Consider the following 20,913-nt stretch of genomic DNA (forward strand, 5'->3'; position numbering starts at 1 on the left):
AGGGCGGGGGCGGCATGGGCGGCACCGGCGGCCAGGGCGGGGGCGGCATGGGCGGTACCGGCGGCATGGGCGGCACCGGCGGCCAGGGCGGCACCGGCGGCCAGGGCGGGGGCGGCATGGGCGGCCAGGGCGGCATGGGCTGCACCATCGGCACCACGCAGCCGTGTTACTCGGGCCCCGACGGCACCCAGGACGTCGGTCTCTGCGTGGCCGGCGTGCAGACCTGCGAGCCGAACGGCGAGTTTGGTGCGTGCGTCGGCGAGGTCCTGCCCTCGTCCGACGACTGCGCCTCCGCGGCCGACGAGGACTGCAGCGGCATGGCGCTCGCCTGCACGGGCGACCACGTGGCCAGCAAGCCGTTCGGCAACACGCAGCTACAGATCGGCACCGACGTCGCGGTCGACGTCCAGGGCAACGTCTACACGATCGGCATCTTCGAGGGCGCGCTCGACTTCGGCGGCGCCATCGGCACGCTCACGAGCGCGGGCGGCCGCGACGTGCTCGTCGTGAAATACGACTCGATGGGCGACGTCCTCTGGGCGAAGCGGTTCGGCAGTGCCGGCGACCAGGAGGGCCAGGGCATCGCGGTCGACGCCCAGGGCAACGTGTACATCACGGGCTCGTTTTATGGCTCGATCAACTTCGGCGGCGTCTCCAGCACCAGCGTGGGCGGCGACGATCTCTTCGCGGCGAAGTTGACCACGGACGGCGCGCACGTTTGGACGCGGACGGTCGGCAGCCTGGGGACCGAGCAGGGCCTGGACATCGCGGTCGACTCCACGGGCGCGGCCTACGTGACCGGCCAGTACTCGGGCGACCTCAACTTCGTCGGGATCATCCAAGGGATCGAAGGATTCGACGCCCTGCTCCTCAAGTTCTCGCCCACCGGCCAGCCGCTATGGGGCAAGGGTTTGGGTGGCACGGGCTCGCAGCACGGTCTGGGGGTCGCGGTGACCTCCGACGACCAGGTCACGTTCGTCGGGGCCTTCGAGAACACCGTCGACTTCGGCGGCGGCGCGCTCACGAGCGCGGGCAACTACGACGCCGTGATCGCCCGGTACGACAGCCTCGGCACGCACCTCTGGAGCAAGCGCTACGGCGACGACGCGCGCCAGCAGGCGTCAGCGGTGGCCGTCGATGGCCAAGGCTCCGTGCTCGTCACGGGCGAGTTCGCCGGCTCGATGGATCTCGGCGGCGGCATGCTCACGTGCGCGGACGGCGCGACCAGCGGCGACGGGTTCGTCGCGAAGTTCGACGCCATGGGCAACCACGTGTGGAGCAAGCGTTTCGGCGACCTGGACGAGCAGCGTGGTGCGGGCATCGCGGCCGACGTCTTCGGCAACATCGTGCTCACGGGCAATTTCACCAACCAGCTGAGCTTCGGCGGCGCCTCGGTGCTGGGCGCGGGCGGGCCCGACGTCTTCGTGGCCAAGCTCGACCCGAGCGGCGGGCAGCTCTGGCTCCGCCGGTACGGCAGCGGCATGATGACGTACCAGTCGGGCGAAGCTGTCGCGATCGACCCGCTGGCCAACGTCTGGGTGACGGGAGGCTTCGAGGGCATGATCGATTTCGGCGGCGACGTCTTCACGTCCGCTGGCGAGTTCGACATGTTCCTCGCGAAGCTCGAGCCCTGAGAGGACCACCCCTGAAAAAGAAAGGGCCTGGCGCTCGGCCAGGCCCTTTTTTCTCGATCGGACCTTCAGCGAATCACGGGGCGCCGTAGAGCGAGGCCGCGCCCTGCTTGTCCTTGGTCGTCAGGGTGAGCGCCCAGGAGCTCGTCCCGTTGCACTGCGGGTAGTGCATGACGGAGCCCGAGTCGTACGACGTCAGGCCGCGCCAGTTGTTGTCCTCGAAGCAGGCGCCGGCCTCGGGGCGCGTGTGCTCGACTCGCGAGCACAACAGCGGTGAGAACAGAGGCGGACGCGGACGCGATCGTTCTCCGCTGACCACGGCATTCACGCGACACGACCCTCCCGTCTACGCCAAGGCTTCGGAGACATTCGCCGAGGCGTACTCGCTCGGATCGAGGAGGCGGACGAGCGCCGCCGGCAGATCGACGCGGCTGAGGTCGAGCTTCTCGATGGTGCGTAGAATAGAAATCATCGCGGTTATGCACATGCGACGTCATCCGGACACGTGGAAGAGCCGTTGAGCCGCCTGATCCCTAGGCGGTAGGATAGGAGCGCAAGCGGGGGCGGAAACGGGTTTGGAAGCGGCAGCGGCAGCGGCAGCGGAAGCGGAAGCGGAAGCGGAAGCGGAAGCGGAAGCGGAAGCGGAAGCGGAAGCGGAAGCGGGCGCGGAAGCGGAAGCGGGCGCGGAAGCGGAAGCGGAAGCGGAAGCGGAAGCGGAAGCGGAAGCGGAAGCGGAAGCGGAAGCGGCAAGCGAAATCTGTTTGTGTACCGCTCGGGAGGCTAGAGCTAAGACCAAGGCGCGATCTTACAGGCTGAATGACGTGACGATTTCGAGAACCTCGTCACGATGAGCAGTCAATCGGCCATGAGCTGCGCCGCCTTGCCGATGCCATCCGGAGCCCGGAGCCCCCTGCGGAGCATCCGTATGCCCAGTCACGGATGATGGCCATCATCAACGCGCGGAAGAGCGATGCGGTCAACAATTGAAGGTGTAACCGATCGAAGCAGACGGCCAGGCGAACATCGATCTGTGGAATGTCCACGCGGCTGCTATGCGGAGAGCGCGTACCCCTCGTTCCCGGTCGGCATCACTGCCGAATAGCTAGCGCTTGCGGCGAAGCGCGGCGGCGAGCAGCGGCAGGCACAGCCAGAGGCCCGCGCTCGGCCCCGCCTCGGGCCTGCGAAAGCTACAACCGTTGCCCATTTCGGGGCCTCCGCCCGAGGAAGCACCCGCGCCTGAGCTGGTCGCGCCCATTCCACCAGCGCCCATTCCACCAGCGCCCATTCCACCAGCGCCGCCGACGCCCCCGCCAGCTCCTCCAGCGCCCATTCCTCCAGCGCCGCCGACGCCCCCGCCAGCTCCTCCAGCGCCCATTCCTCCAGCTCCGCCGACGCCCCCGCCAGCTCCGCCGACGCCCCCGCCAGCTCCTCCAGCGCCCATTCCTCCAGCTCCTCCCGCACCGGTTCCGCCCGATGCGTCGAAGACCTCGGCGCTGTTCAGGTAATTACCCTCATTGTCGTACCCTCCGAGGACGAGCACCCTGCCATCGGCGAGGCGCGTGGAGGCGTGCAGGTAGTGCCTTTCGGCCATCGGCGGCCCGGCGGACCATGTATCGGTCGTTGAATCGTAAATCTCCGTGGACGCCAGCAGCACGTTAGCGCTGGTCGAGCCGCCCGCGACGATGAACCCGCCCCCGTCGAGCGCAATACCGGTATGGCCGCCGCGGCCCGTGATGAGCGGGGCGCCGAGCGACCACTGATTCGTGGTCGGATCGTACACTTCGGCGCTCGAGCCGCCCGTGAACAGCACCTTACCCGTCGAGAGCAACGCGGACGCGGCGTAGGTGCATCCGGGGCTGGGCGCGCCGATCGAGCTCCAGGAGTTGCTCGCGGGATCATAAAGGTCCGCCGCCGCAGAGAAATGGCCGCGGACGAGCACCTTGCCATTCGGCAGCACGGTCGCCGAGCCGCAGTGATACGCGACGCTGGTCGCGCCGGCGCTCGACCATGTATTCGTCGCGGGATCGTAGAGCTCGACCGCGGTCTCTCCGCTGCCCCCCACGACGAGCACCTTACCGCTCGAGAGGAGCGCCGCGGAATGATACTGGTGCACGGCGTCCGGATGGGCCGCGTAGGTCCACGCATCCGTCGCCGGATCGTAGATTTCGGCGCTCGGCTCTGAGGGGTGAAACCCTTCCGGATTGGACGAGAACCCCCCAACGACGAGGACTCGGCCGTCCGCGAGGAGCGTGGCCGTATGCCGGTTGCGGGGTCTGTTCATCGACGCGGCAGCCGAGAAGGTATTCGCCTGCGGATTGTAGAGCTCGGCCGAGGCCAGCATTTTCTCGTCTCCCCCCTCAATGCCCCAGCCGCCCGTGACGAGCACCCGGCCATCCGCAAGCAGCGTCGCCGTCGGCGTCTCGCGGCCCGTGGCCATCGACGTGGCCTGCGTCCAGCCGAAATTCATCTTCGTCGTCCCCAGGGCATGGGCGTGCACTGCGCCTCCGGGCGCGACGTCCACCCCCGGGAGCGGCGCACCTTGGTCCGTGCAACCGCCGATCGCCCAGGACCACACACCGAAGAACAGACACGAGCCCAGCATGCAACGGTTCACCCTACGCATGGCGTCACCTCCTCAGTGTGGCGCATATACTCGATGTCCGGCGACTACCAACTATGGAGCAAAGACCTGCCGACCCGCGCCCTACCTGCGGCGGCAGCGGAAGCGGATGCGGGAGCGGAAGCGGAAGCGGAAGCGGAAGCGGAAGCGGGAGCGGAAGCGGAAGCGGAAGCGGAAGCGGAAGCGGCAAGCGAAATCGGATTGTGTACCGCTCGGTGGAACCAGGTTGACCAGGAACCAGCTCGAATCGACCCGTCTTGGAGACGGTTCCTGGTCAACCTGGTTCCGGCTCCCGCGGAATACGAAGCGTGCGGATGAACACCAACCGCCGGGATAGCGGAGGCCGACATCGAGACGTCAATATCGAAATTGCTGGGTGATTCGACCTAGGTGCTGGGTGATTCGACCTAGGTGCCCCGTGAGGCGCTGATCGCCGCTGGGTTCAGCTCACTGGCAGGTGCCGGTCGTAGTGTCGCAGGCGAGCGTGCCGGCGTCGTTGACCGCGAGGCAGTCGGCGTTGGTGTTGCACTCCACGCAGGTGCCGGCGAGGGGCCCGCCGGTGTCGCCACACACGTGGGCCGGCGGGTAGCCGGCGAGGGAACAGGGCGTGCCGGTGGGCGCCGACGTGAAGCATGGCGTGAGCGGCGACGGGCCGCAGCACGCGGGGTTGATCAGGCAGGCGGAAGAGGCGCCGGGGATGTCGGTCGCGTCGTCGGCCGGGGACACCCCCCCCATGCCATTGCAGACAATCTTCTGGCAGTCGCCCGGCGTCTGGAGCGGGGCCGGGGCCACGGTGTTGCCCGGGTACGAGCACGCGCCGGAGGTGTCGCAGTCCGTGGCGCCGCAGGCCGCGATCGTCGCCGAGCACGTCGACGCGCAGCAGTGGCCCGAACCGGTGGTGCCGCAGCGGTTGTTCGCGCATTGGTTGTTGCCGCTGCACACGGCGCCGTTACCGCCCTTGGCGACGCAGGTACCGCTGGAGCAGTAGGCGTTCGCCGACTGGCAGTCGCTGTCGGAGGTGCAGGCCGAAAGGCACGCGGTGGCGCTGGCGCACTTGACGTCGCCCGGGCAGGGCCCGGTGGTGCCCGCGACGCAGCTATTCGAGCCGTTGCACGTGCCGGCGGTGGTGAGCTGGCCGTTGGTACACGACGCCGGCGCACAGTCGCCGCTGACGATGCACTCGACGCAGGTGCCGGGGTTCGAGCCCATGCAATGCGTGCTCTGGCAGTCGCTGTTGCTGCCGCAGTGCATCGTGTTGGAACACTTGCTGGAGCAGGTGCCGCCGCAGTCGACGTCGCTCTCGTCGCCGTTCTGCGTCGTGTCGCTACACGTCGGCACCTGGCAGGTCTTGGGGTTCCCGCTGCAGACGTCGCTCTGGCAGTCGCCGTCGACGCTGCACTTCAGCCCGTCGGCGCAGGCGCCGCAGGCCGCGCCGCCGCAGTCGATGTCGCTCTCGTCGGCGTCCTTCACGCCGTCGTTGCAGTGCATCGCGACGCACGTGCCATTGCCGTCGCAGACCACGCCGCCGTTGTCGTTGCAGGCCGTGCCCTTTGCGGCGTTGTTGGCGGTGCAGGCGTTGCCCGTGCACACGGCCGTCGCGCAGACCGTGCCGGTGGGCGCGCAGTCCGCATCCATCACACACGCGACGCACGTGCCGCTTCCGTCGCAAACCTTGCCGCCGTTGTCGTTGCAGGTGGTGCTGGCGGCGGCGTTGTTCGCGCCGCACGTGTTGTCGTTGCAGACGGGGATCTTGCAGGCCGTGTTGCTGGCCGGGCAGTCGCCGGCCATCAAGCACGCGACGCACACGCCGTTGCCGTCACAGACCGTGCCGGCGTTGCTGGTGCACGCCTGCCCCACGGCCACGTTGGTCGTGCCGCAACAGCTCATGTCGCAGGTGTTGGCCACACAATCGTTCGTCGTGGCCGGGCAGTCGGTGGGGGTGGTGCACGCCATCGTTCCGCTCGGGCAGCCGCCTCCTGTGCCCGTGCTGCTCGTGGTGCTGCCCCCGGTCCCTCCGCTGCCCCCGGTCCCTCCGCTGCCCCCAATCCCTCCGCTGCCCCCGGTCCCTCCGCTGCCCCCGGTCCCGGAGATCTGGCTTCGGTCGATCGAGGCGATGAGCTCACAGCCCGCCGCGGTCGCAAAGAGCGGGACGCAACCCAGCAAAACCGCCTTGATGATGGTGTGGACATTCTTGTTCATCGAGGCGCATGTTCCATCAACGCCGCAACCGGCGCAAGCCTTTAACGTCGCGCGAACGCCCCCCCCGGTGTCCGTTCGACACAACAGCTCCGAGTTGAAATCGGGGACGGTGCAAGGCTCGGCGCTATCGCCGATCCTCGGCAACGTGTACCTGCATCCTGTACTCGACGTGTGGTTCGAGGAGGGGGTCGCTGGCGATATCTGTGGCCCTCTCAGAAGGTATGGATCAGGAAATCCCTCTGCTGGTGCCGCTGTCCGTGCCCGCAGTCCCGCCGGGTTTCGTCGCCGTCTCGGGATGACGTGGGAGCGGGTACGGGTACGGAAGCGGAAGCGGCAGCGGCAGCGGAAGCGGAAGCGGCAGCGGCAGCGGAAGCGGAAGCGGGAATCAGGGGTCCCGCTCGGGGACGGCGATCGTACCGTCGTGCTCGGCCTCTTCAAGGCCATGCCGTGCTCGCCGTGCTCGCAGCACTGCGTGCTGCTCCGCGCGGCTGCGCGCGGTGCTGCGCAGCCTTGAAGAGGCCTCCGCGCGACGGTGTGGGACACGGGTCCCGGCGAAAGGGTCGTCGGGCGGAGGGTTCGTCATGCTGAGGATTTACGAAGTCGTCTTGGCCATGGCCGGGGACGCGGCGGGCATTGCAGAGCAGATTGGACGGAGAGATTCGGATCTCGCTCGGCAACTGCGCAGGGCCATGCAGAGCGTCGCTCTCAATACGGCGGAAGGTGCCGGTAATACGGGGGGACATAAACGGCAGCGCTATCAGACGGCCTTGGGATCCGCCCGGGAGGTGCTGGCGTGCATCCAGGTCGCCCAGGCCATGCGCTACATCGGCACCGTCAATGCACAGGTGCTCGACCGCATGGACCACGTCATCGCCACCCTGGGACGCCTCGTCTACCGCCGCGCATCGTAGGAAGAAGCCTCCTGGCCCCTCTCCCGGAACGGGAGAGGGGTCGGGGGTGAGGGAATTTCAGCGCAGGATCACGGCTTCCATTCCAACGCCCTCGCGCCATTCAGCTCGGATCGTGGCTTTCCCCCGCCAAACCAATCCGATCTTTTGCCATTGCCTTCGACCGCAATCCGTGAGACAAAACAAGCGACGCCAGCCGGCGCTAGCAACACCGACCGGCGTCTGACCCACAACCCCGAACCTACCGGAGCCATGAGCTAATGGTCACGATACTCGTCCATCCTCCGCCGGCAAACTTCTCGGCGTCGCACGCCTTGCTCGGCCGTCTCTACCTCGAACACCGCGATTTCCTGCGCCGCCTTCTCCTCGGTCAGGCCATCCCATCCCGCGACGTGGACGACCTCGTGCAAGACGTCTTCCTCACGGCCTGGCGCCGCCTCGAATGCCTCATCACGCCAGAGCAGGCCCGCCCGTGGCTCCTGGTGATCGGGCTCAACCGTGCTTGCAACTATCGAAAGCTCTTGCGTCACGCGCGAGAGGTCTTCACGGGGCTCGCGGAGGACGTCGCCGAGCAGGAAGACGCATCGTCGCCGGAGGAGCTGCTGCACGCGACGTACGGCCTGTTCCGGCTCAAGCGGTTCCTCGCGAAGATCAGGCCGCGCATCCGGGCCGTGGTCATGCCGTACCTGGAAGGTCGCTCGATCCGGGAGATCGCCGAATCGCTCGGCCTGAAGTTGAAGACCGTCTACAGCCGCCTGCACCTCGCCCGGGAGCACCTGAAGACGCTCGCGCTCGCGTGACTCCGCTTCCGCCTCAGCCGCGAGCCTCGCCCAAGGTCGCGACCTCTGCGAACCCTCAGCCGCGAGCCTCGTCCAAGGTCGCGACCTCTGCGAAGCCTCAGCCGCGAGCCTCGCCCAAGGTCGCGACCTCTGCGAACCCTCAGCCGCGAGCCTCGTCCAAGGTCGCGACCTCTGCGAAGCCTCGGCCGCGAGCCTCGTCCAAGGTCGCGACCTCTGCGGAGCCTCAGCCGGGACCCTCGGCCGACGCGGGCTTCTTCACCCGCCCCGCGGCCGCCTGCTCGCGCATGGCTTCCAACTGGTCGAAATAACCGAAGATTCTCGCCTCCAGGTCCCTCGGCAAGCCGTGATCCTCCTCGATCTCGTCGACGAGCGCGGCGCGGAAACGGGAGAGGACACCGAGCGTGATCGCGCGCACTTTGATGGCGGGGGCGCTCAGGCCGTCGTTGCCCAGGAGGGAGCGGTTGTGCAGGAGCTTGTCGAGCGCCTCGCCGGCGTCGACGAATGCACTCGCCCAATCGTGCAAGGTCCCGCCCGCGGGAAAGGGCACCACGAACGATTGGAGATCGGCTTTTCGCGTATCGAGCGCCTGGCGCTTGCGCGACGCGGCGGCGGCCTCGTCCGCATAGGAGGCGCGGAGCGTGGAGAGCTTCGGCACGAATGCGTCACGAACCCGCTGCGCCGCCTCCTTCATTTCCGGGGGCGCCGTGGGCAGACGAAGGATGACCTCGGTGAAGTAATAGATCGATTCCCCGAACCCGTCGTGCTCGTCGTCCTTGTCGCCGAGCTGCTGCGCGAGAGGACGACCCCCACGCATGGAATCGGGCAGCTCCTCGATCTGAGCCTGCAACTTGGCGAGCTTCTTCGAATAAAGTTTACCCGTCCCGGAGAGATGAAGGTCGGTTTGCCGCTCCGTCGCAAGGTTCCGGAGCCCAAGGAGAAGGTCTCCCAGACTGAGATGGCGCATACGACGGAGGGTTACCCGGCGCGACGGTGAGATGTCAACTGAAACGTGAGGGGGCGGCGGTGCAGATGCCCCGCCCCCCTCACGCCGCAGGCGCCACGAGCGCTCCTTGCTGCCCGAGTCCGCCGGTCTTCGGCAATCGGAACCAGAATCGGCTGCCGCGGCCGAGGACGCTGTCGACGCCGACGACGCCGCCGTGGGCCTCCACCACTTCGCGGACGATCATGAGCCCGAGGCCCGTGCCCGCCATGCAGGTGTTTGCACGCGCGTAACGCTGGAACAGCTTCGGGATCTCGCTCGGCGGAATGCCGCTGCCGGTATCCTCGACGCCCGCCTCGACGTACGTCTCCGTCTCCTCGAGCGTGACCGTGATCTTGCCGCCGCGCGGGGTGAATTTGATGGCATTCGAGAGCACGTTGCCGATGACCTGCCCGAGCCGCTTGCGATCGGCGAGCACCGTCGGCCGCGGCGCGGGCCGCACCTCGAACGAGAGCTCGCCCGAGACCAGCAAGGGGCGCAGGACGTCGGCCACGGTGTCGACGAGCGAGACGAGGTCGAGCTCTTCCTTGACGAGCTTGAAATGGCCGCCCTCGAGGCTCGCGAGATCGAGGAAATCGTTGATCATCCCCACGAGCATCCGCATCGAGCCCTGCATCTTGTGCAGATCGACGACGGCCTCGCGCGGCAAGGACCCGTGCTTGCCCATCAGGATGAGCTCGGACCGCATCAGCATCGCGCTGAGCGGCGAGCGCAGGTCGTGCGCGATGATCGAATAAAGATCGAGCCGGCGCACCTCGGCCAGCCGACGGGCGGTGACGTTGCGCAGCGCCAGGATGGTCGAGCCTCCGCCGAGATCGACGGGAAACACCCGGACCGTGGGCGCGTAGACCTCGCCGTCGATCGTGATGTCCGGCAGCGCGAAGGCGGGCGCGCCCATGGCGGCCGCGAAGAGCTCGGTGGAGAGCTCCGGCAAGAGCTCGCAAATCGACTGACCGAGGAGCCTCGCCGGCGACCAGCGGCCGAGCGCCTTCTGCGCCTCCGCGTTCGCATACGTGATCCGCTGCCCTTCCCCCAGGACCAGGAGCGCGTCGGGGACGTTCGCCAGCAACTGGCGTACGGTCGCCTCCGCTTTCTCGGCGCGGTCGAGCAGCGTTATCGAGCGCACGATCGCATCGACGCGCGCCTCGAGCTCGCTCGTCGCGTACGGCTTCGACAGGTAATCGTTGGCGCCGGCCGAGAGCCCTTCGACCACCTGCTCGGTCTGCTGCCTCGCCGTCAGCAGCAGAATGCCCATGCGAGCGTGCGAGCTGTTCGACCGGACGAATCGACAGACCTCGATGCCGGAGACACCTGGCATCATCCAATCGAGCACGAGCACGTCGGGCGCTCGATGGCTTCCCAGGGCTTCCAGGACGGCGGTCCCGTCAGGAAAAACCTGGACCTCGTAATGATTCTGCAGAGCGCGGCGAGCGCGCTCGGCGTCGAGTGCGGAGTCGTCGACAATCCAGACAACCCGCCTCTGGGGAACGCAGCTTGCAGCGGACATGACCCCGCATCGCTACACTGCGGCCTGCTCCCTGTCAATGTGCCGAGGCCGGATCCTGGCTTCCGACGAACGGACGCACGCCGCAAGGGATGGCATTGACATGGATGACATTGAAATGAACGAAGCACGGCAGCTCATTGCACCTGAGCGTGCTTGACGGGCTGGGTATGGCTGGGTATGGAGGACGAATGGTCCGGGTCGGGGGTCGCGTGACGGAAATTCTCGTCGTCGATGACAGCAAGGTGATGCGCGAAATGATCGTCGCGTGTCTGCGCGTGGCGGAGGACTTCACGTTCACCCACGCCGCGAGTGGTCTCGAGGCCATCGAAAAGCTGGCGCTCCAGGCCTTCGATCTCGTCGTGCTCGACCTGAACATGCCCGATATCGGCGGTTTCGAGGTCATCGAGTTCATCCGCGGTCAGGACAAATTGCATCATTTGCCCATCCTCGTCGTGACCACGCGAGGCGACGAGGGCTCCCGCTCGCGCGCCCTCGGCGCGGGCGCCTCGCAATTCATGACGAAGCCCTTCACGCCCGATGCAATCCTGGCGAACGTGCAGTCGATGCTGCGCCCGGACGGCGCGGAAAGCCCATGAGCCACGCGTTCGACGCGAGCGAATTTCTGGCCGGTTTCCTGGTCGAGGCCGAGGAGCACCTCTCGGCCTCGACGATGAACCTGCTCGCCGTCGAGGCCTCCCTGCGAAAGGGCGAAAACAACCCGCGGGCCGTGCGCGAGCTCTTTCGCTCGCTCCACACCGTCAAGGGGCTCTCCGCCATGGTGGGAATCGAGCCCATCGTGGATATCGCGCACGCCATGGAGACGGTGCTGCGCAAGGCCGATCGAGCGGCCGGGGCGCTCTCGGCGAAGGCGGTCGAGGCCCTGCTCGCAGGGCTGCGCGCCATTGGCGAGCGGGTGCGCGCGCTGTCGACGAGCGCGCCCGTGGCGCCCGCGCCCCCGCAGCTCCTCGACGCGCTCGCGGCGCTGGAAATCACGAAGGACGAGGCGCCCATCACGGTCGAGCTCGACCTCGAGCCGGGTCTGCTCGCAAAGCTCTCGGACGCCGAAAAGGCCCAGCTCATCCAGGGCGCCGAGAATGGGCGCCGCGCGCTGCGGGTCGACTTCGTGCCGTCCCCCGCCCGCGCGGCCGAGGGGACGACCATCACGAGCGTGCGCGAGCGTATCGGCGCAATGGCGGAGATCGTGAAGGTCGTGCCGCTTTCCATTCCCGCGAGCGACGCGGCGCCGGGCGGTCTCGCCTTCGCCCTGCTCGTGCTCACGGACGCGACCGACGAAGCGCTCGCGGCCGCGGCCGCCACCACGCCGGAAGAGATCCAGACGCTGCACGCCCGGCGCGTCGACGAGGCCGATCCGCTCGGCGAGCCAGACTCCGCAGAGGAAGGCGTCGGCGAGACCGAGGGGCGGAGGCGCGGGATCGTGCGCGTCGACGTGGCGCGGCTCGACGACGCGCTCGAGCGGCTCTCGGCGCTCGTGATCACGCGCTTTCGCCTGGCGCGCGCCGCGGACGCGCTCGCCGCGCAGGGCGTGAACGTGGGAGAGCTCTGCGAGATCGTGAAAGGATACGGCCGCCAGGTGCGTGATCTGCGCGGCTCGATCATGCGGGCCCGGATGGTCCCGGTCGCGGAGCTGCTCGACCGCGTGCCGCTCATCGTGCGAGGGCTGAGCCGCACGACGCAGAAGCCGGTCCGTGTCGTGATCGACGCGGGCAAGGCCGAGCTCGACAAGGCAGTCGCAGAGCGGATCTTCCCGGCGATCGTGCACCTCATCCGCAACGCGGTCGACCACGCGATCGAGCCCCCGGCCGAGCGGCAGCGCCTCGGGAAGCCCGAGGAGGGCCTCGTGCGGGTGACGTGCTTCGAGCGCTCCACGAACCAGCTCGAGCTCGGCATCAGCGATGACGGGCGCGGCATCGACCGCGAGGCGGTCGCACGCAGGGCGTCGCGCCCAACGCCCGCGGACGACGCGGCGCTGCTCGATCTCATCACGCTGCCTGGGCTGACGACGCTCGATCAGGCGACGAAGACGAGCGGTCGGGGGCTCGGGATGGACATCGTGAAGCGCGCCGTGCTCGACCTCGGCGGCGAGCTCGGGCTGCGGACCACGCCGGGCGCCGGCACCACGTTCACGCTGCTCATTCCGCTCACGATCACCATCGTCGACGCGTTCTCGTTCGTCTGCGGCGAGCAGACGTTCGTGGCGCCGATCTCGGCGATCGAGGAGGTCGTCGAGGTGGCGCCGGAGGCGCTCGTGCGCGGGCCGTCGCGGCATTCGCAGCTCGGCGAGGTGCGGTTCATGGAGCGGCGGGGCGAGATCGTGCCGCTCGTGAATCTCGCGTCCGTCTTCTCGCTCGCGTCCGGAGAGGAGCCGAAGGCGCTCGTCGTGCGGCGCAACGGGACGCCGCTGGCCTTCGGGATCCAGCGGGTGGTCGGGCAGCAGGAGGTCGTCATCCGGCCGCTCGAGGACCCGCTCGTGAAGGTGACGGGCATCTCCGGCTCGACCGACCTCGGCGACGGCCGGCCGACGCTGGTCCTCGACCTCGTGGCGCTCTGCGGGGCGCTTTCCCAGAACCGCACGGAGGTGGCCGCATGAGCGAGCTCTACGTGGTCTTCAAGCTCGACGACGCGGAGTACGTCCTCCAGGCCTCGGACGTGCTCGAGATGGAATCGTTCGGCGGCGCGACGAGGGTGCCGGGGACGCCGCCCTACGTCGCGGGGCTGATCCACATCCGCGGGCGTGTCGTGCCGGTCGTCGATCTGCGGCTGCGCTTCGGGTTGCCGAGGATCGAACCAACGCTCGATTCACGCGTCATCGTGGTCCAGAGCGGCGAGCGCACGGTGGGGCTGCTCGTCGACAGCGCACGGGAGATCATGAAGATCGCGCCGGAGGGGCTGCAGGCGCCGCCGTCGTGGATGGGGGGCGAGGGCGACGGGTTCGTGAAGAGCGTGGCCCACGTCGAGGGGAGCTCCGGCGAGAAGCGCCTCGTGATGCTGATCAATTGCGCGAAAGTCATCGGGCAGGAAGGCATTTATGTCGATGAACGGAATTGAGGAGATCGACCAGGCGCTCTCGAAAGCCGCCGAAGCGGAGCGGGAATTGCGCCAAACCGCCACGCAGGCGGACGCGGTCGAGCAGGCCGCGTCGCGCCTCGCCGCGGGGAGCGAAGGGCAGGCGTCCTCCGGGCAGGAGCTCCGCGCATCCCTGGATGAGCTCGCGGACGAGGTCGAGGCGCAGAGCGTCGCCCTGCAATCGCTCGCGCGTGGGCAGGGGCGGGTCCGCGAGGATGCGGAGGAGGTGCGGAGGAGCCTCGAGTCCACGGCGAGCGGGCTCCAGGAGCTCGCGCCGAGCATCCAGGGCGTCAAGAACGACGCCGAGTCGCTCGCGGCCTCCGCGGAGGCGACGGCGGCCGGCACGGAGGAGATCGCCCGCTCCATCAAGGGGGTCAGCCTGAACGCCGAGGAGCTCGCGACCGCGAGCGAGGAGCTGCTCGCGACCACGGTGTCGAACACGAAGGACCTCGCCGATCTCGCCGAGCGGGGCGAGTCGAACGCGGCTTCGATGGAGGAGGTCGCGACGACGATCGAGCAGATGGCCAAGGGCATCGGGAAGCTCTCGGTGGACGCCAAGGGCGTCGGCGAGCGGATCCGGGGCATGTCCACGGCCGTGACGAGCACGGGCACGGCGCTCGAACGGGTGACGCGCGACGCCGCCGAGATGGCGAGCGCGGTCGAGGAGACGTCCGCCACTGCCGAGCAGATGGCGCGATCCATCCAGAACGTCGCCGAGAACGCGAAGGCCCTGGAAGAAGCGGCGGCGGGGAACGCGAGCTCGATCACCGAGATCGCGGCGTCGGTGGAGCAGGTCGCCGTGACGGCCGACAGGAACGCCGCGGTGATCGAGACGAACGCGACAGCCGCGGAGGAGCTCGCGCGCTCGGCGCAGTCGATGGCGCAAAGCGCCGAGCAGATCAACCAGCTCGCCGCGACGAGCGCCGCGGCGGCCACGCAGGTCGAGGCCTCCACGCGGCGCATCGTGGGGATCGTCGAGGGCGCGCGGAAGACGGCCGATCAGAGCGTGCTCATCGCGCGCGAAGGGGGCGCCACGGTGGGGAAGTCCATCGCGGGCCTCGGGACCATCCGCCAGGCGATGGTCGAGTCGGCAGGCGTGATGAAGGAGATGGGACGCCGCGCGGAGGAGATCGGCGACATCGTGCAGACGATCAACATGATCGCGGACCGCACGAACCTCTTGTCGCTCAACGCGAGCATCGAGGCCGCGCGCGCCGGCGAGCACGGGCGGGGCTTCGCGGTCGTCGCCGAGGAGATCCGCGCTCTGTCCGATCGCGCGGCCGCGGCGAGCGCCGACATCGCCAAGATCGTCCGGGGGCTGCAGGGCACGGCGCGCGAGGCGGTCAGCGCGTCGACGGAGAGCGTGAAGACGGCAGAGGACGCCTCGCGGCTCGCCGGCGACGCCGAGCGCGCACTCGGCACCATCCTCGAAGGGGTCGAGGGGCTCGGCCGGTCGGTGCGGGACGTCGAGCGGGCGAACGGAGAGCAGGTGCAGGCCGTCTCCTCGATGACGCAGCTCGCCGCGCGCGTGAACGACGAGGGCAAGGCGATCGCGCGCGCGGCCGCCGAGCAGACCAGCGCCATCCAGTCCCTCGCGCAGGGCAGCGTCGAGATGCGGCGCATGGCGCGGCAGACCAAGGAGGCGACGGGCGAGCAGGCCCGCAGCCTGCGCGACGTCGTCCGGGCCAACACGCTTCTCACGGCGAACGCGGAGAAGGTCTCGCGCGCGATGGCGGAGCAGGCCGCCGGAGCGACGCAGCTCGCCAAGGCGGCGGTGCAGATGCGCGCGCTGACGCACCAGACGAGCGCGGCGATGGGCGAGCAGACGCGGTCGCTCATCGGCGTGGGCGCGCTCGCAGAGGAGGTCACGACCGCCGCGCAGCGGATGATCACGGGCCTCTCCGAGCAGGCGTCCGGCGCGTCCGAGGTGGCGCGGGCCGTGGACGACGCGCGCAAGCAAGCCGTGCAGGTCGCCCGCGTCGTGGCCGAGCGTTCGCGTGCGGCCAAGCAGCTCGACATGGCGTCGCGTCAGGTCGCCACGCTGGCGGCGGCGGTGAAGGCCGCGGCGATCGAGCAGACCAAGGCCACCGCCGCCCTCGCCAAGGAGGGCGATGCAGTGCGGCGCATCGCGAAGCAAGCCGCGCGCGCGGTCGCCGAGCAAGCGGAGACGGTCGCCATGCTCGCCACGGCCGCGGCGCGGCAAACGACGTCCATGCAGTCGATCACGGGCTCCACCGCGGAGCAGGCGAACGTCGCCGAGAAGCTCGCGAAGACCTTCGCCGACATGCGCGGGCGCACGCGCGCCGTCGCCGGAGCGCTGCTCGTGCAGGCGCGGGACGCTCTGGCCGCGCGGGACGCGCTGGGCCAGGTCGTCGGCCAGGTGGCGCGCATCCGGGACGCGAGCACGGGGCAGGCGGACACCGTGGCGAAGCTCTGGTCGGCGCTCTCCAGGCTGCGGGAGCCGACGAACGGGCCCACCGGAGGAGCGGGGTCGGAGTCATGAGCGCGTCTCCCCCAGAAAGCTTCACGTTCTCGGAAGCGGAGAAGCAACGCATCGAGGAGATCCACAAGCTCGAGGCGATGGGCGCGCCCGGTGTGCCGGCGCTCGTCGAGATGCTCGCCGACCCGAGCTGGACCGTACGGCGCAGGGTGGTCGCCACGCTCGCCGCGATGGGCGACGCCGCGGTGGAGCGGCTCTGCGTCGACCTGCGCGAGAGGCGCGACAACGAGGCGCGCATCGCTGCCACCGTCGATGCTCTTTCGGCCTCGACCGGCTGCGCCGACGACGCGGTGCTCGCGCTCGCCGACACCGAGTCCCCCGCGGTCCTCGCGGACGCGGCGCAGATCCTCGGCCGTCGCAAGAGCACGCTCGCCCTCGGTCGGCTCTCCGAGCTCGTCTCGCATCCCGACGACAACGTGGCCGTCGCGTCGATCGAGGCGCTCGGGCGCATCGGGGGCCGGCGCGTGGTCGAGTCGCTCGTGCGGGTCGTGACGGGCGGCAACTTCTTCCGCACCTTCCCGGCGATCGACGTGCTCGGTCGCAGCGGCGATCCGCGCGCCGTGGAGCCGCTCGCCGATCTGCTCCTCGACATGCGGTACATGCTCGAAGCCGCGCGCGCGCTCGGCCGCACCGGCAACCGGGCCGCCGTCGCGCCGCTCGTGCGCCTGCTCGCGCGGCCCGGCGACGCGATCGTCCGCGCCGTGGCCCTCGCGCTCGCGGAGCTGCGGGAGCGACACGCCGAGCTCTACGGCGTGGTCGCGCCGATCGACGAGGCGCTGCGCCGCTCGGTGCCCGTGGGAGCGACCGTGCGGCGGTTCGTCCAGAGCCTGCGCGGCGCGGGGCAAGCCGAGCAGATCGCGATCTGCTCGGTGCTCTCGGCGCTCGGGAGCGACACGGCGATCCCGGACCTCCGGCCGCTGCTCGATGGCACGTCCTGCGTGGCAAGCGCGGCGGCGGACGCGCTCGTCGAGCTCGGCCAGAGCTCGGACGCGCGCGTGCTCGACGCGCTGCGTGACGGCGACGGGCCGCGGCGGCTGCTCCTTCTGCCGCTCGTCACGAGCAGCGCGGCGACGGAGGAGGTGGGCCGCTGCCTTGGCGACGAGGCCCCCGAGGTGCGCGCCGCGGCGTGTGACGCCCTCGCGCGGATCGGCGATCCTTCCGCGGTCGGCGTGCTCTTTCCGCTCCTCGCGGACCCGAACGGCCGCGTCGTGCACGCGGCGAGCTCGGCGATCCAGTCGCTCGGCAGCGCGGACACCGAGGCGCTCGCGCTTTCGGCCGCGCGAAGCGATCACCCCGGGGTCCGCCGGGCCGCCCTGCGCATCCTCGGGTATTTCGGTTATGACGCGGCATTGCCGGTGTTCTTCGATGCGCTGGAAGATCCGGACGCGCGCGTCCGTGAGGTCGCCATCGCCGGCCTGCCCTACCTCGACGCGCCCTCGGCCCTCGACGCCCTCGTCACGCTCGCGACCGGCCCTGACGCGCGGGCGCGCGCCGCGGCGGTGCGCGCCTTGGGGCAAGCGAGCGCCGCGCCCCGTGTCGTCGCCTGCCTCGTGGACGCGCTCGGCGATGCGGATGCGTGGGTCCGGTACTTCGCGTGCAAGTCGCTCGGACGGCTCGGGGACGAGGCGACGGCCCCGCGCATCGCCGCGCGGCTCGACGACGAGGCGGGGCACGTACGGGTGGGGGCCGTCGAGGCGCTCGCCTACCTGCGGGGCGAGGTCGCCGCCGCGGCGCTGCAAAAGGCGGCGGCGGAGCGAGATCCGGACGTGCAGCGCGCGGCGCTCATCGGCCTCGGCCTCACGGGGCGGCCGGAGCTCCTCCCGCACCTGCTCGGCGGCCTCTCCTCGCCCGACGTCGCGACCCGGATCGTGGCCGTGTCGGCGATCGCGGGCCTGTCTTCGCCCGAGGTCCTGCCCGCGCTCGTACGGGCGGCGGGAGACGCGGACGAGAGCGTCGCCGCGACCGCCATCAGCATCCTCGCGCAGCGGCCCGGGGTCGAGGCCACCCGGGCGCTCGTCGGGCTCTACGCCGCGAATCCGGCGACGACCCGCGCCTTCACCGCGCTCTCGGCGCCCTTGCCGGGGCGGATCGAGGGCCTCCTCGAGGCGCTGGCGACGGCGGACGACGAGCTCTCGGCGCAGCTCGCCTCGGCGCTGGCGCGCATGCGCCGCGAGAGCGCGAACGAGGCGCTGCTCGCGGCGCTCGGCCTCCCGAACCCGGCGGCGCGCAAGGCGGCGGCGACCACGCTCGCCGCGCTCGGCACGCGTCAGGCCCACGTCGCGCTCGAACAGGCGGCGCGGGTGGATCCGGATCCCGAAGTCCGACGGGTGTGCTCGCTCGTCGTGACGCAATGGGCCGCATGAACGGTTTGCCGATGTCGCCCCAGGTCTTTGCCATCCTCGGCGCGTTGATCGAGGAGAAGCTCGGCATCCATTATGGGCCCCTCGACAAGGATCTGCTCGGCGACAAGGTCGCGACGCGCGCCGTCGAGGCGGGCTTCGATTCCCTCCTCGATTACTATTACTATCTACGTTACGACCCGGCCGGACCGGCGGAGCTCGACGCGCTGGCCGAGGTCCTCGTCGTCGGCGAGACGTATCTCTTTCGCGAGCTCGATCAGCTCGAGGCCCTGGTGCGCGACGTGCTCGCGCCCCGCGCCGCGGCCTCCCGCGCGGGCAGGTTGCGTGTCTGGTCGGCGGCGTGCGCGACCGGGGAGGAGCCGTACAGCATTGCGATGCTCCTCGCCGATCGTGGCCTGCTCGATCGGGTGGAGATCGTGGCGAGCGACGTGAGCATGCGCGCCCTGGCGACGGCGCGCGTGGGCGAATATGGGCCCCGCGCGCTGCGCAGCCAGGTGAAGGTCCCGCCCTGCGCCCGGGCATTCCTCCAGAAGAGCGGCGAACGCATCGTGGTGAGCGAGGAGATCCGCCGAGCCGTGGATTTCCGCCGCGTCAATTTGCTCGACGGCAATGCCATTGGAAAACTCGGGCTCTTCGACGCCATCGTTTGTCGCAACGTGCTCATTTATTTCCAGGACGCGACGGCGCGGCGCGTGATCGACGCGCTCACCGGGGCCCTCGTGCCGAGCGGCACCCTGCTCGTGGGGGTCTCGGAGTCGCTCTTGCGGCTCGGCACCGCGCTCCAATGCGAGGAGCGCGGCGGGGCCTTCGTCTACCGGAAGGCGGGCTGAGGGCTCCCGCATGGAGAGGCCGATCCGCGTGCTCGTCGTCGATGATTCGGCCTTCGCGCGCAAGGTCTTGCGGGAGGTCTTGAGCAAGCAGCCGGGCCTCGAGGTGGTCGATATCGCGCGGGACGGCCTCGACGCGCTCGAAAAGATCGCCGAGCACCGGCCCGACGTCGTCGTGCTCGATCTGGTGATGCCACACCTCGACGGCCTCGGCGTCTTGCGCGCGCTCCCCGCGACCGGCGCGCCCGCGGTCGTGGCGGTCAGCATTTCGGACGCGCAAAGCGAGCTCGGCCAGAAGGCGCTCGCGTATGGAGCGGTCGACCTGGTCCAGAAGCCCACGTCGCTCGCGACCGATCGGCTGTACGAGCTATCGAACGAGCTCGTGCGCCGGGTCGTCGCGGCGGCCGCGCTCCGGCGGCTTGCGTCGCCCGAATGCGAAGCGCCGCCGTCCGTGCGGCCCTCGCCCGGGACGAGCCTCGTCGTCGTCGGGGCCTCCACGGGCGGCCCGCAGGCGCTCACGCGCCTGTTCACCTCGCTCCCGCGTGATTTTCCGGTGCCCATCGTCGCGGCTTTGCACATCCCGCCGGGGTATACGGATGCGCTCGCCCGCCGGATCGACGAAGCGAGCGCGGTCTCGGTCAAGGAGGCGCTGGACGACCAGGAGCTCGCTCCGGGCCTCGTGGTCCTCGCGCGTGGAGGCACGAATGTGCGGGTGGAGCGCCGGGCGGGGCGGCCTTACGCGCGCATCGAATCGGGACACGTCGAGGGATTGCATCGCCCGTCGGTGGATCTCCTGTTCCGCAGCGCCGCGGAGGAATTCGGCGCCGGCGTGCTCGGCGTGGTGCTGACGGGAATGGGCTCCGACGGACTCGAGGGCGCGCGCGCCATTCACGCCGCCGGCGGCAGGCTGCTCGTCGAATCGGAATCATCTTGCGTTGTGTATGGCATGCCGCGTTGTGTCCAGGAAGCGGGCCTCGCGCTCGGGGAGGCGACGATCGACAAGATGGGCGAGCTCCTCGTGCGACACGTCTCCTGAGCACGCGCATCGATGTACCCTGGCTTGGTCCGGCGCCGCGCGGCCCTCCCTCCAGTACAGCCGCGACAATCCTGCTGCGACGCAGCAATATCCCGACTGCGCGCGAGATTGACCTCGGAATGCGAAGGACGGTAATCTGTTCTTACCATGCGAAACCAACACAGTACGCGCACGAAATGGGCAGAGCTGTGCCGGTCGGATGAGTTCAACGGGCGGTGGGTGGCGCTCGAAAATGTCCGGTACAAGCCGGGCACGAGCGAGCCGCACGAAGGCGACGTGGTCGACAGGGATACGGACATCGGCGTACTGTGCAGCCGGATGCGAGAATCCGAACGCAAGGAATGCGTGATTCTCCATTGCGTCGAGGAAGGCGAGTTCTGACCGCCCATCGCATGCACGAGACACGCGTTTGGCGTGGTCATACGCGGGCCGTCGGTCGCG

At 69.5% G+C, this 20,913-nt stretch carries 18 protein-coding genes and 1 pseudogene; 13 read left to right on the forward strand and 6 right to left on the reverse strand.

The window, feature by feature from the left end; all coding sequences use genetic code 11:
• The coding region (locus QHF85_RS09575; RefSeq protein ID WP_281326796.1) for an SBBP repeat-containing protein at positions 1-1,634 on the forward strand (1,634 nt) is incomplete at its 5' end.
• A gap of 76 nt (positions 1,635-1,710) precedes the next feature.
• Here the strand turns inward: QHF85_RS09575 and QHF85_RS09580 are convergent.
• Together QHF85_RS09580 and QHF85_RS09585 are read right to left on the reverse strand one after the other, a co-directional pair.
• Positions 1,711-1,890, reverse strand: a pseudogene (locus QHF85_RS09580) (hypothetical protein); the annotation flags it as partial.
• 87 nt (positions 1,891-1,977) lie between these two features.
• Positions 1,978-2,103, reverse strand: a complete 126-nt coding sequence (locus tag QHF85_RS09585) for a hypothetical protein (protein ID WP_281326798.1) — start codon at positions 2,101-2,103, stop codon at positions 1,978-1,980.
• Between the two features lie 103 nt (positions 2,104-2,206).
• Between QHF85_RS09585 and QHF85_RS09590 the strand changes: the two genes are divergently transcribed.
• Positions 2,207-2,482: a hypothetical protein gene (locus QHF85_RS09590; protein ID WP_281326799.1), complete on the forward strand. Its 276-nt coding sequence runs from the start codon at positions 2,207-2,209 to the stop codon at positions 2,480-2,482.
• Positions 2,483-2,733: 251 nt separating this feature from the next.
• On the opposite strand, the gene QHF85_RS09595 is transcribed toward QHF85_RS09590, so the two are convergent.
• Positions 2,734-4,254, reverse strand: a complete 1,521-nt coding sequence (locus QHF85_RS09595; protein ID WP_281326800.1) for a kelch repeat-containing protein — start codon at positions 4,252-4,254, stop codon at positions 2,734-2,736.
• 33 nt (positions 4,255-4,287) lie between these two features.
• On the opposite strand from QHF85_RS09595, the gene QHF85_RS09600 reads away from it, so the two are divergent.
• Positions 4,288-4,569 carry a hypothetical protein gene (locus QHF85_RS09600; RefSeq protein WP_281326801.1) on the forward strand — a complete coding sequence of 94 codons (282 nt, stop codon included), beginning with the start codon at positions 4,288-4,290 and terminating at the stop codon, positions 4,567-4,569.
• Positions 4,570-4,698: 129 nt separating this feature from the next.
• Here QHF85_RS09600 and QHF85_RS09605 read toward each other — a convergent pair whose 3' ends face one another.
• A complete protein-coding gene (locus QHF85_RS09605) occupies positions 4,699-6,450 on the reverse strand; it encodes a hypothetical protein (RefSeq protein WP_281326802.1) in 1,752 nt (583 codons plus the stop codon).
• Positions 6,451-7,031: 581 nt separating this feature from the next.
• Here QHF85_RS09605 and QHF85_RS09610 point away from each other — a divergent pair.
• Both QHF85_RS09610 and QHF85_RS09615 read left to right on the forward strand, forming a co-directional pair.
• Positions 7,032-7,361, forward strand: coding sequence for a four helix bundle protein (locus tag QHF85_RS09610; RefSeq protein ID WP_281326803.1), 330 nt, complete (start codon positions 7,032-7,034; stop codon positions 7,359-7,361).
• Positions 7,362-7,618: 257 nt separating this feature from the next.
• Positions 7,619-8,158, forward strand: coding sequence for an RNA polymerase sigma factor (locus QHF85_RS09615; RefSeq protein ID WP_281326804.1), 540 nt, complete (start codon positions 7,619-7,621; stop codon positions 8,156-8,158).
• 223 nt (positions 8,159-8,381) lie between these two features.
• Here QHF85_RS09615 and QHF85_RS09620 read toward each other — a convergent pair whose 3' ends face one another.
• On the reverse strand, positions 8,382-9,122 hold the full coding sequence (locus QHF85_RS09620; protein WP_281326805.1) for a hypothetical protein: 741 nt from the start codon (positions 9,120-9,122) through the stop codon (positions 8,382-8,384).
• 79 nt (positions 9,123-9,201) lie between these two features.
• Entirely contained in the window at positions 9,202-10,665 is a 1,464-nt protein-coding gene (locus QHF85_RS09625) for an ATP-binding protein (RefSeq protein WP_281326806.1), read from the reverse strand.
• A 209-nt stretch (positions 10,666-10,874) separates the two neighbouring features.
• Here QHF85_RS09625 and QHF85_RS09630 point away from each other — a divergent pair, with 209 nt between their 5' ends.
• From QHF85_RS09630 to QHF85_RS09665, 8 genes are all read left to right on the forward strand, one after another.
• A complete protein-coding gene (locus QHF85_RS09630; protein WP_348652725.1) occupies positions 10,875-11,261 on the forward strand; it encodes a response regulator in 387 nt (128 codons plus the stop codon).
• Positions 11,258-13,273 carry a chemotaxis protein CheW gene (locus QHF85_RS09635; RefSeq protein ID WP_281326808.1) on the forward strand — a complete coding sequence of 672 codons (2,016 nt, stop codon included), beginning with the start codon at positions 11,258-11,260 and terminating at the stop codon, positions 13,271-13,273. Before QHF85_RS09630 ends, QHF85_RS09635 begins: the two co-directional genes overlap by 4 nt.
• Positions 13,270-13,731: a chemotaxis protein CheW gene (locus QHF85_RS09640; protein WP_281326809.1), complete on the forward strand. Its 462-nt coding sequence runs from the start codon at positions 13,270-13,272 to the stop codon at positions 13,729-13,731. The genes QHF85_RS09635 and QHF85_RS09640 overlap by 4 nt, the downstream gene beginning before the upstream one ends.
• Entirely contained in the window at positions 13,718-16,252 is a 2,535-nt protein-coding gene (locus QHF85_RS09645) for a methyl-accepting chemotaxis protein (protein ID WP_281326810.1), read from the forward strand. Before QHF85_RS09640 ends, QHF85_RS09645 begins: the two co-directional genes overlap by 14 nt.
• The gene (locus QHF85_RS09650) at positions 16,249-18,612 is read left to right on the forward strand and encodes a HEAT repeat domain-containing protein (RefSeq protein WP_281326811.1); all 2,364 of its coding nucleotides are present in this window, start codon (positions 16,249-16,251) and stop codon (positions 18,610-18,612) included. Before QHF85_RS09645 ends, QHF85_RS09650 begins: the two co-directional genes overlap by 4 nt.
• On the forward strand, positions 18,609-19,439 hold the full coding sequence (locus QHF85_RS09655; protein ID WP_281326812.1) for a protein-glutamate O-methyltransferase CheR: 831 nt from the start codon (positions 18,609-18,611) through the stop codon (positions 19,437-19,439). The genes QHF85_RS09650 and QHF85_RS09655 overlap by 4 nt, the downstream gene beginning before the upstream one ends.
• A gap of 10 nt (positions 19,440-19,449) precedes the next feature.
• Positions 19,450-20,472: a chemotaxis-specific protein-glutamate methyltransferase CheB gene (gene cheB, locus QHF85_RS09660; protein WP_281326813.1), complete on the forward strand. Its 1,023-nt coding sequence runs from the start codon at positions 19,450-19,452 to the stop codon at positions 20,470-20,472.
• A gap of 147 nt (positions 20,473-20,619) precedes the next feature.
• The gene (locus QHF85_RS09665) at positions 20,620-20,853 is read left to right on the forward strand and encodes a hypothetical protein (RefSeq protein WP_281326814.1); all 234 of its coding nucleotides are present in this window, start codon (positions 20,620-20,622) and stop codon (positions 20,851-20,853) included.
• The last annotated feature ends 60 nt before the right edge of the window (positions 20,854-20,913 follow it).

Source organism: Polyangium sp. 6x1 (assembly GCF_029946515.1).
Taxonomy (GTDB): domain Bacteria; phylum Myxococcota_A; class Polyangia; order Polyangiales; family Polyangiaceae; genus Polyangium.

Coding starts and splice junctions, on each gene's coding strand:
- QHF85_RS09625 (WP_281326806.1), bottom strand. CDS start 10,665: ATGTCCGCTGCAAGCTGCGTTCCCCAGAGGCGGGTTGTCTGGATTGTC.
- QHF85_RS09585 (WP_281326798.1), bottom strand. CDS start 2,103: ATGATTTCTATTCTACGCACCATCGAGAAGCTCGACCTCAGCCGCGTC.
- QHF85_RS09595 (WP_281326800.1), bottom strand. CDS start 4,254: ATGCGTAGGGTGAACCGTTGCATGCTGGGCTCGTGTCTGTTCTTCGGT.
- QHF85_RS09650 (WP_281326811.1), top strand. CDS start 16,249: ATGAGCGCGTCTCCCCCAGAAAGCTTCACGTTCTCGGAAGCGGAGAAG.
- cheB (WP_281326813.1), top strand. CDS start 19,450: ATGGAGAGGCCGATCCGCGTGCTCGTCGTCGATGATTCGGCCTTCGCG.
- QHF85_RS09640 (WP_281326809.1), top strand. CDS start 13,270: ATGAGCGAGCTCTACGTGGTCTTCAAGCTCGACGACGCGGAGTACGTC.
- QHF85_RS09635 (WP_281326808.1), top strand. CDS start 11,258: ATGAGCCACGCGTTCGACGCGAGCGAATTTCTGGCCGGTTTCCTGGTC.
- QHF85_RS09645 (WP_281326810.1), top strand. CDS start 13,718: ATGAACGGAATTGAGGAGATCGACCAGGCGCTCTCGAAAGCCGCCGAA.
- QHF85_RS09665 (WP_281326814.1), top strand. CDS start 20,620: ATGCGAAACCAACACAGTACGCGCACGAAATGGGCAGAGCTGTGCCGG.
- QHF85_RS09610 (WP_281326803.1), top strand. CDS start 7,032: ATGCTGAGGATTTACGAAGTCGTCTTGGCCATGGCCGGGGACGCGGCG.
- QHF85_RS09600 (WP_281326801.1), top strand. CDS start 4,288: ATGTCCGGCGACTACCAACTATGGAGCAAAGACCTGCCGACCCGCGCC.
- QHF85_RS09615 (WP_281326804.1), top strand. CDS start 7,619: ATGGTCACGATACTCGTCCATCCTCCGCCGGCAAACTTCTCGGCGTCG.
- QHF85_RS09620 (WP_281326805.1), bottom strand. CDS start 9,122: ATGCGCCATCTCAGTCTGGGAGACCTTCTCCTTGGGCTCCGGAACCTT.
- QHF85_RS09605 (WP_281326802.1), bottom strand. CDS start 6,450: ATGAACAAGAATGTCCACACCATCATCAAGGCGGTTTTGCTGGGTTGC.
- QHF85_RS09655 (WP_281326812.1), top strand. CDS start 18,609: ATGAACGGTTTGCCGATGTCGCCCCAGGTCTTTGCCATCCTCGGCGCG.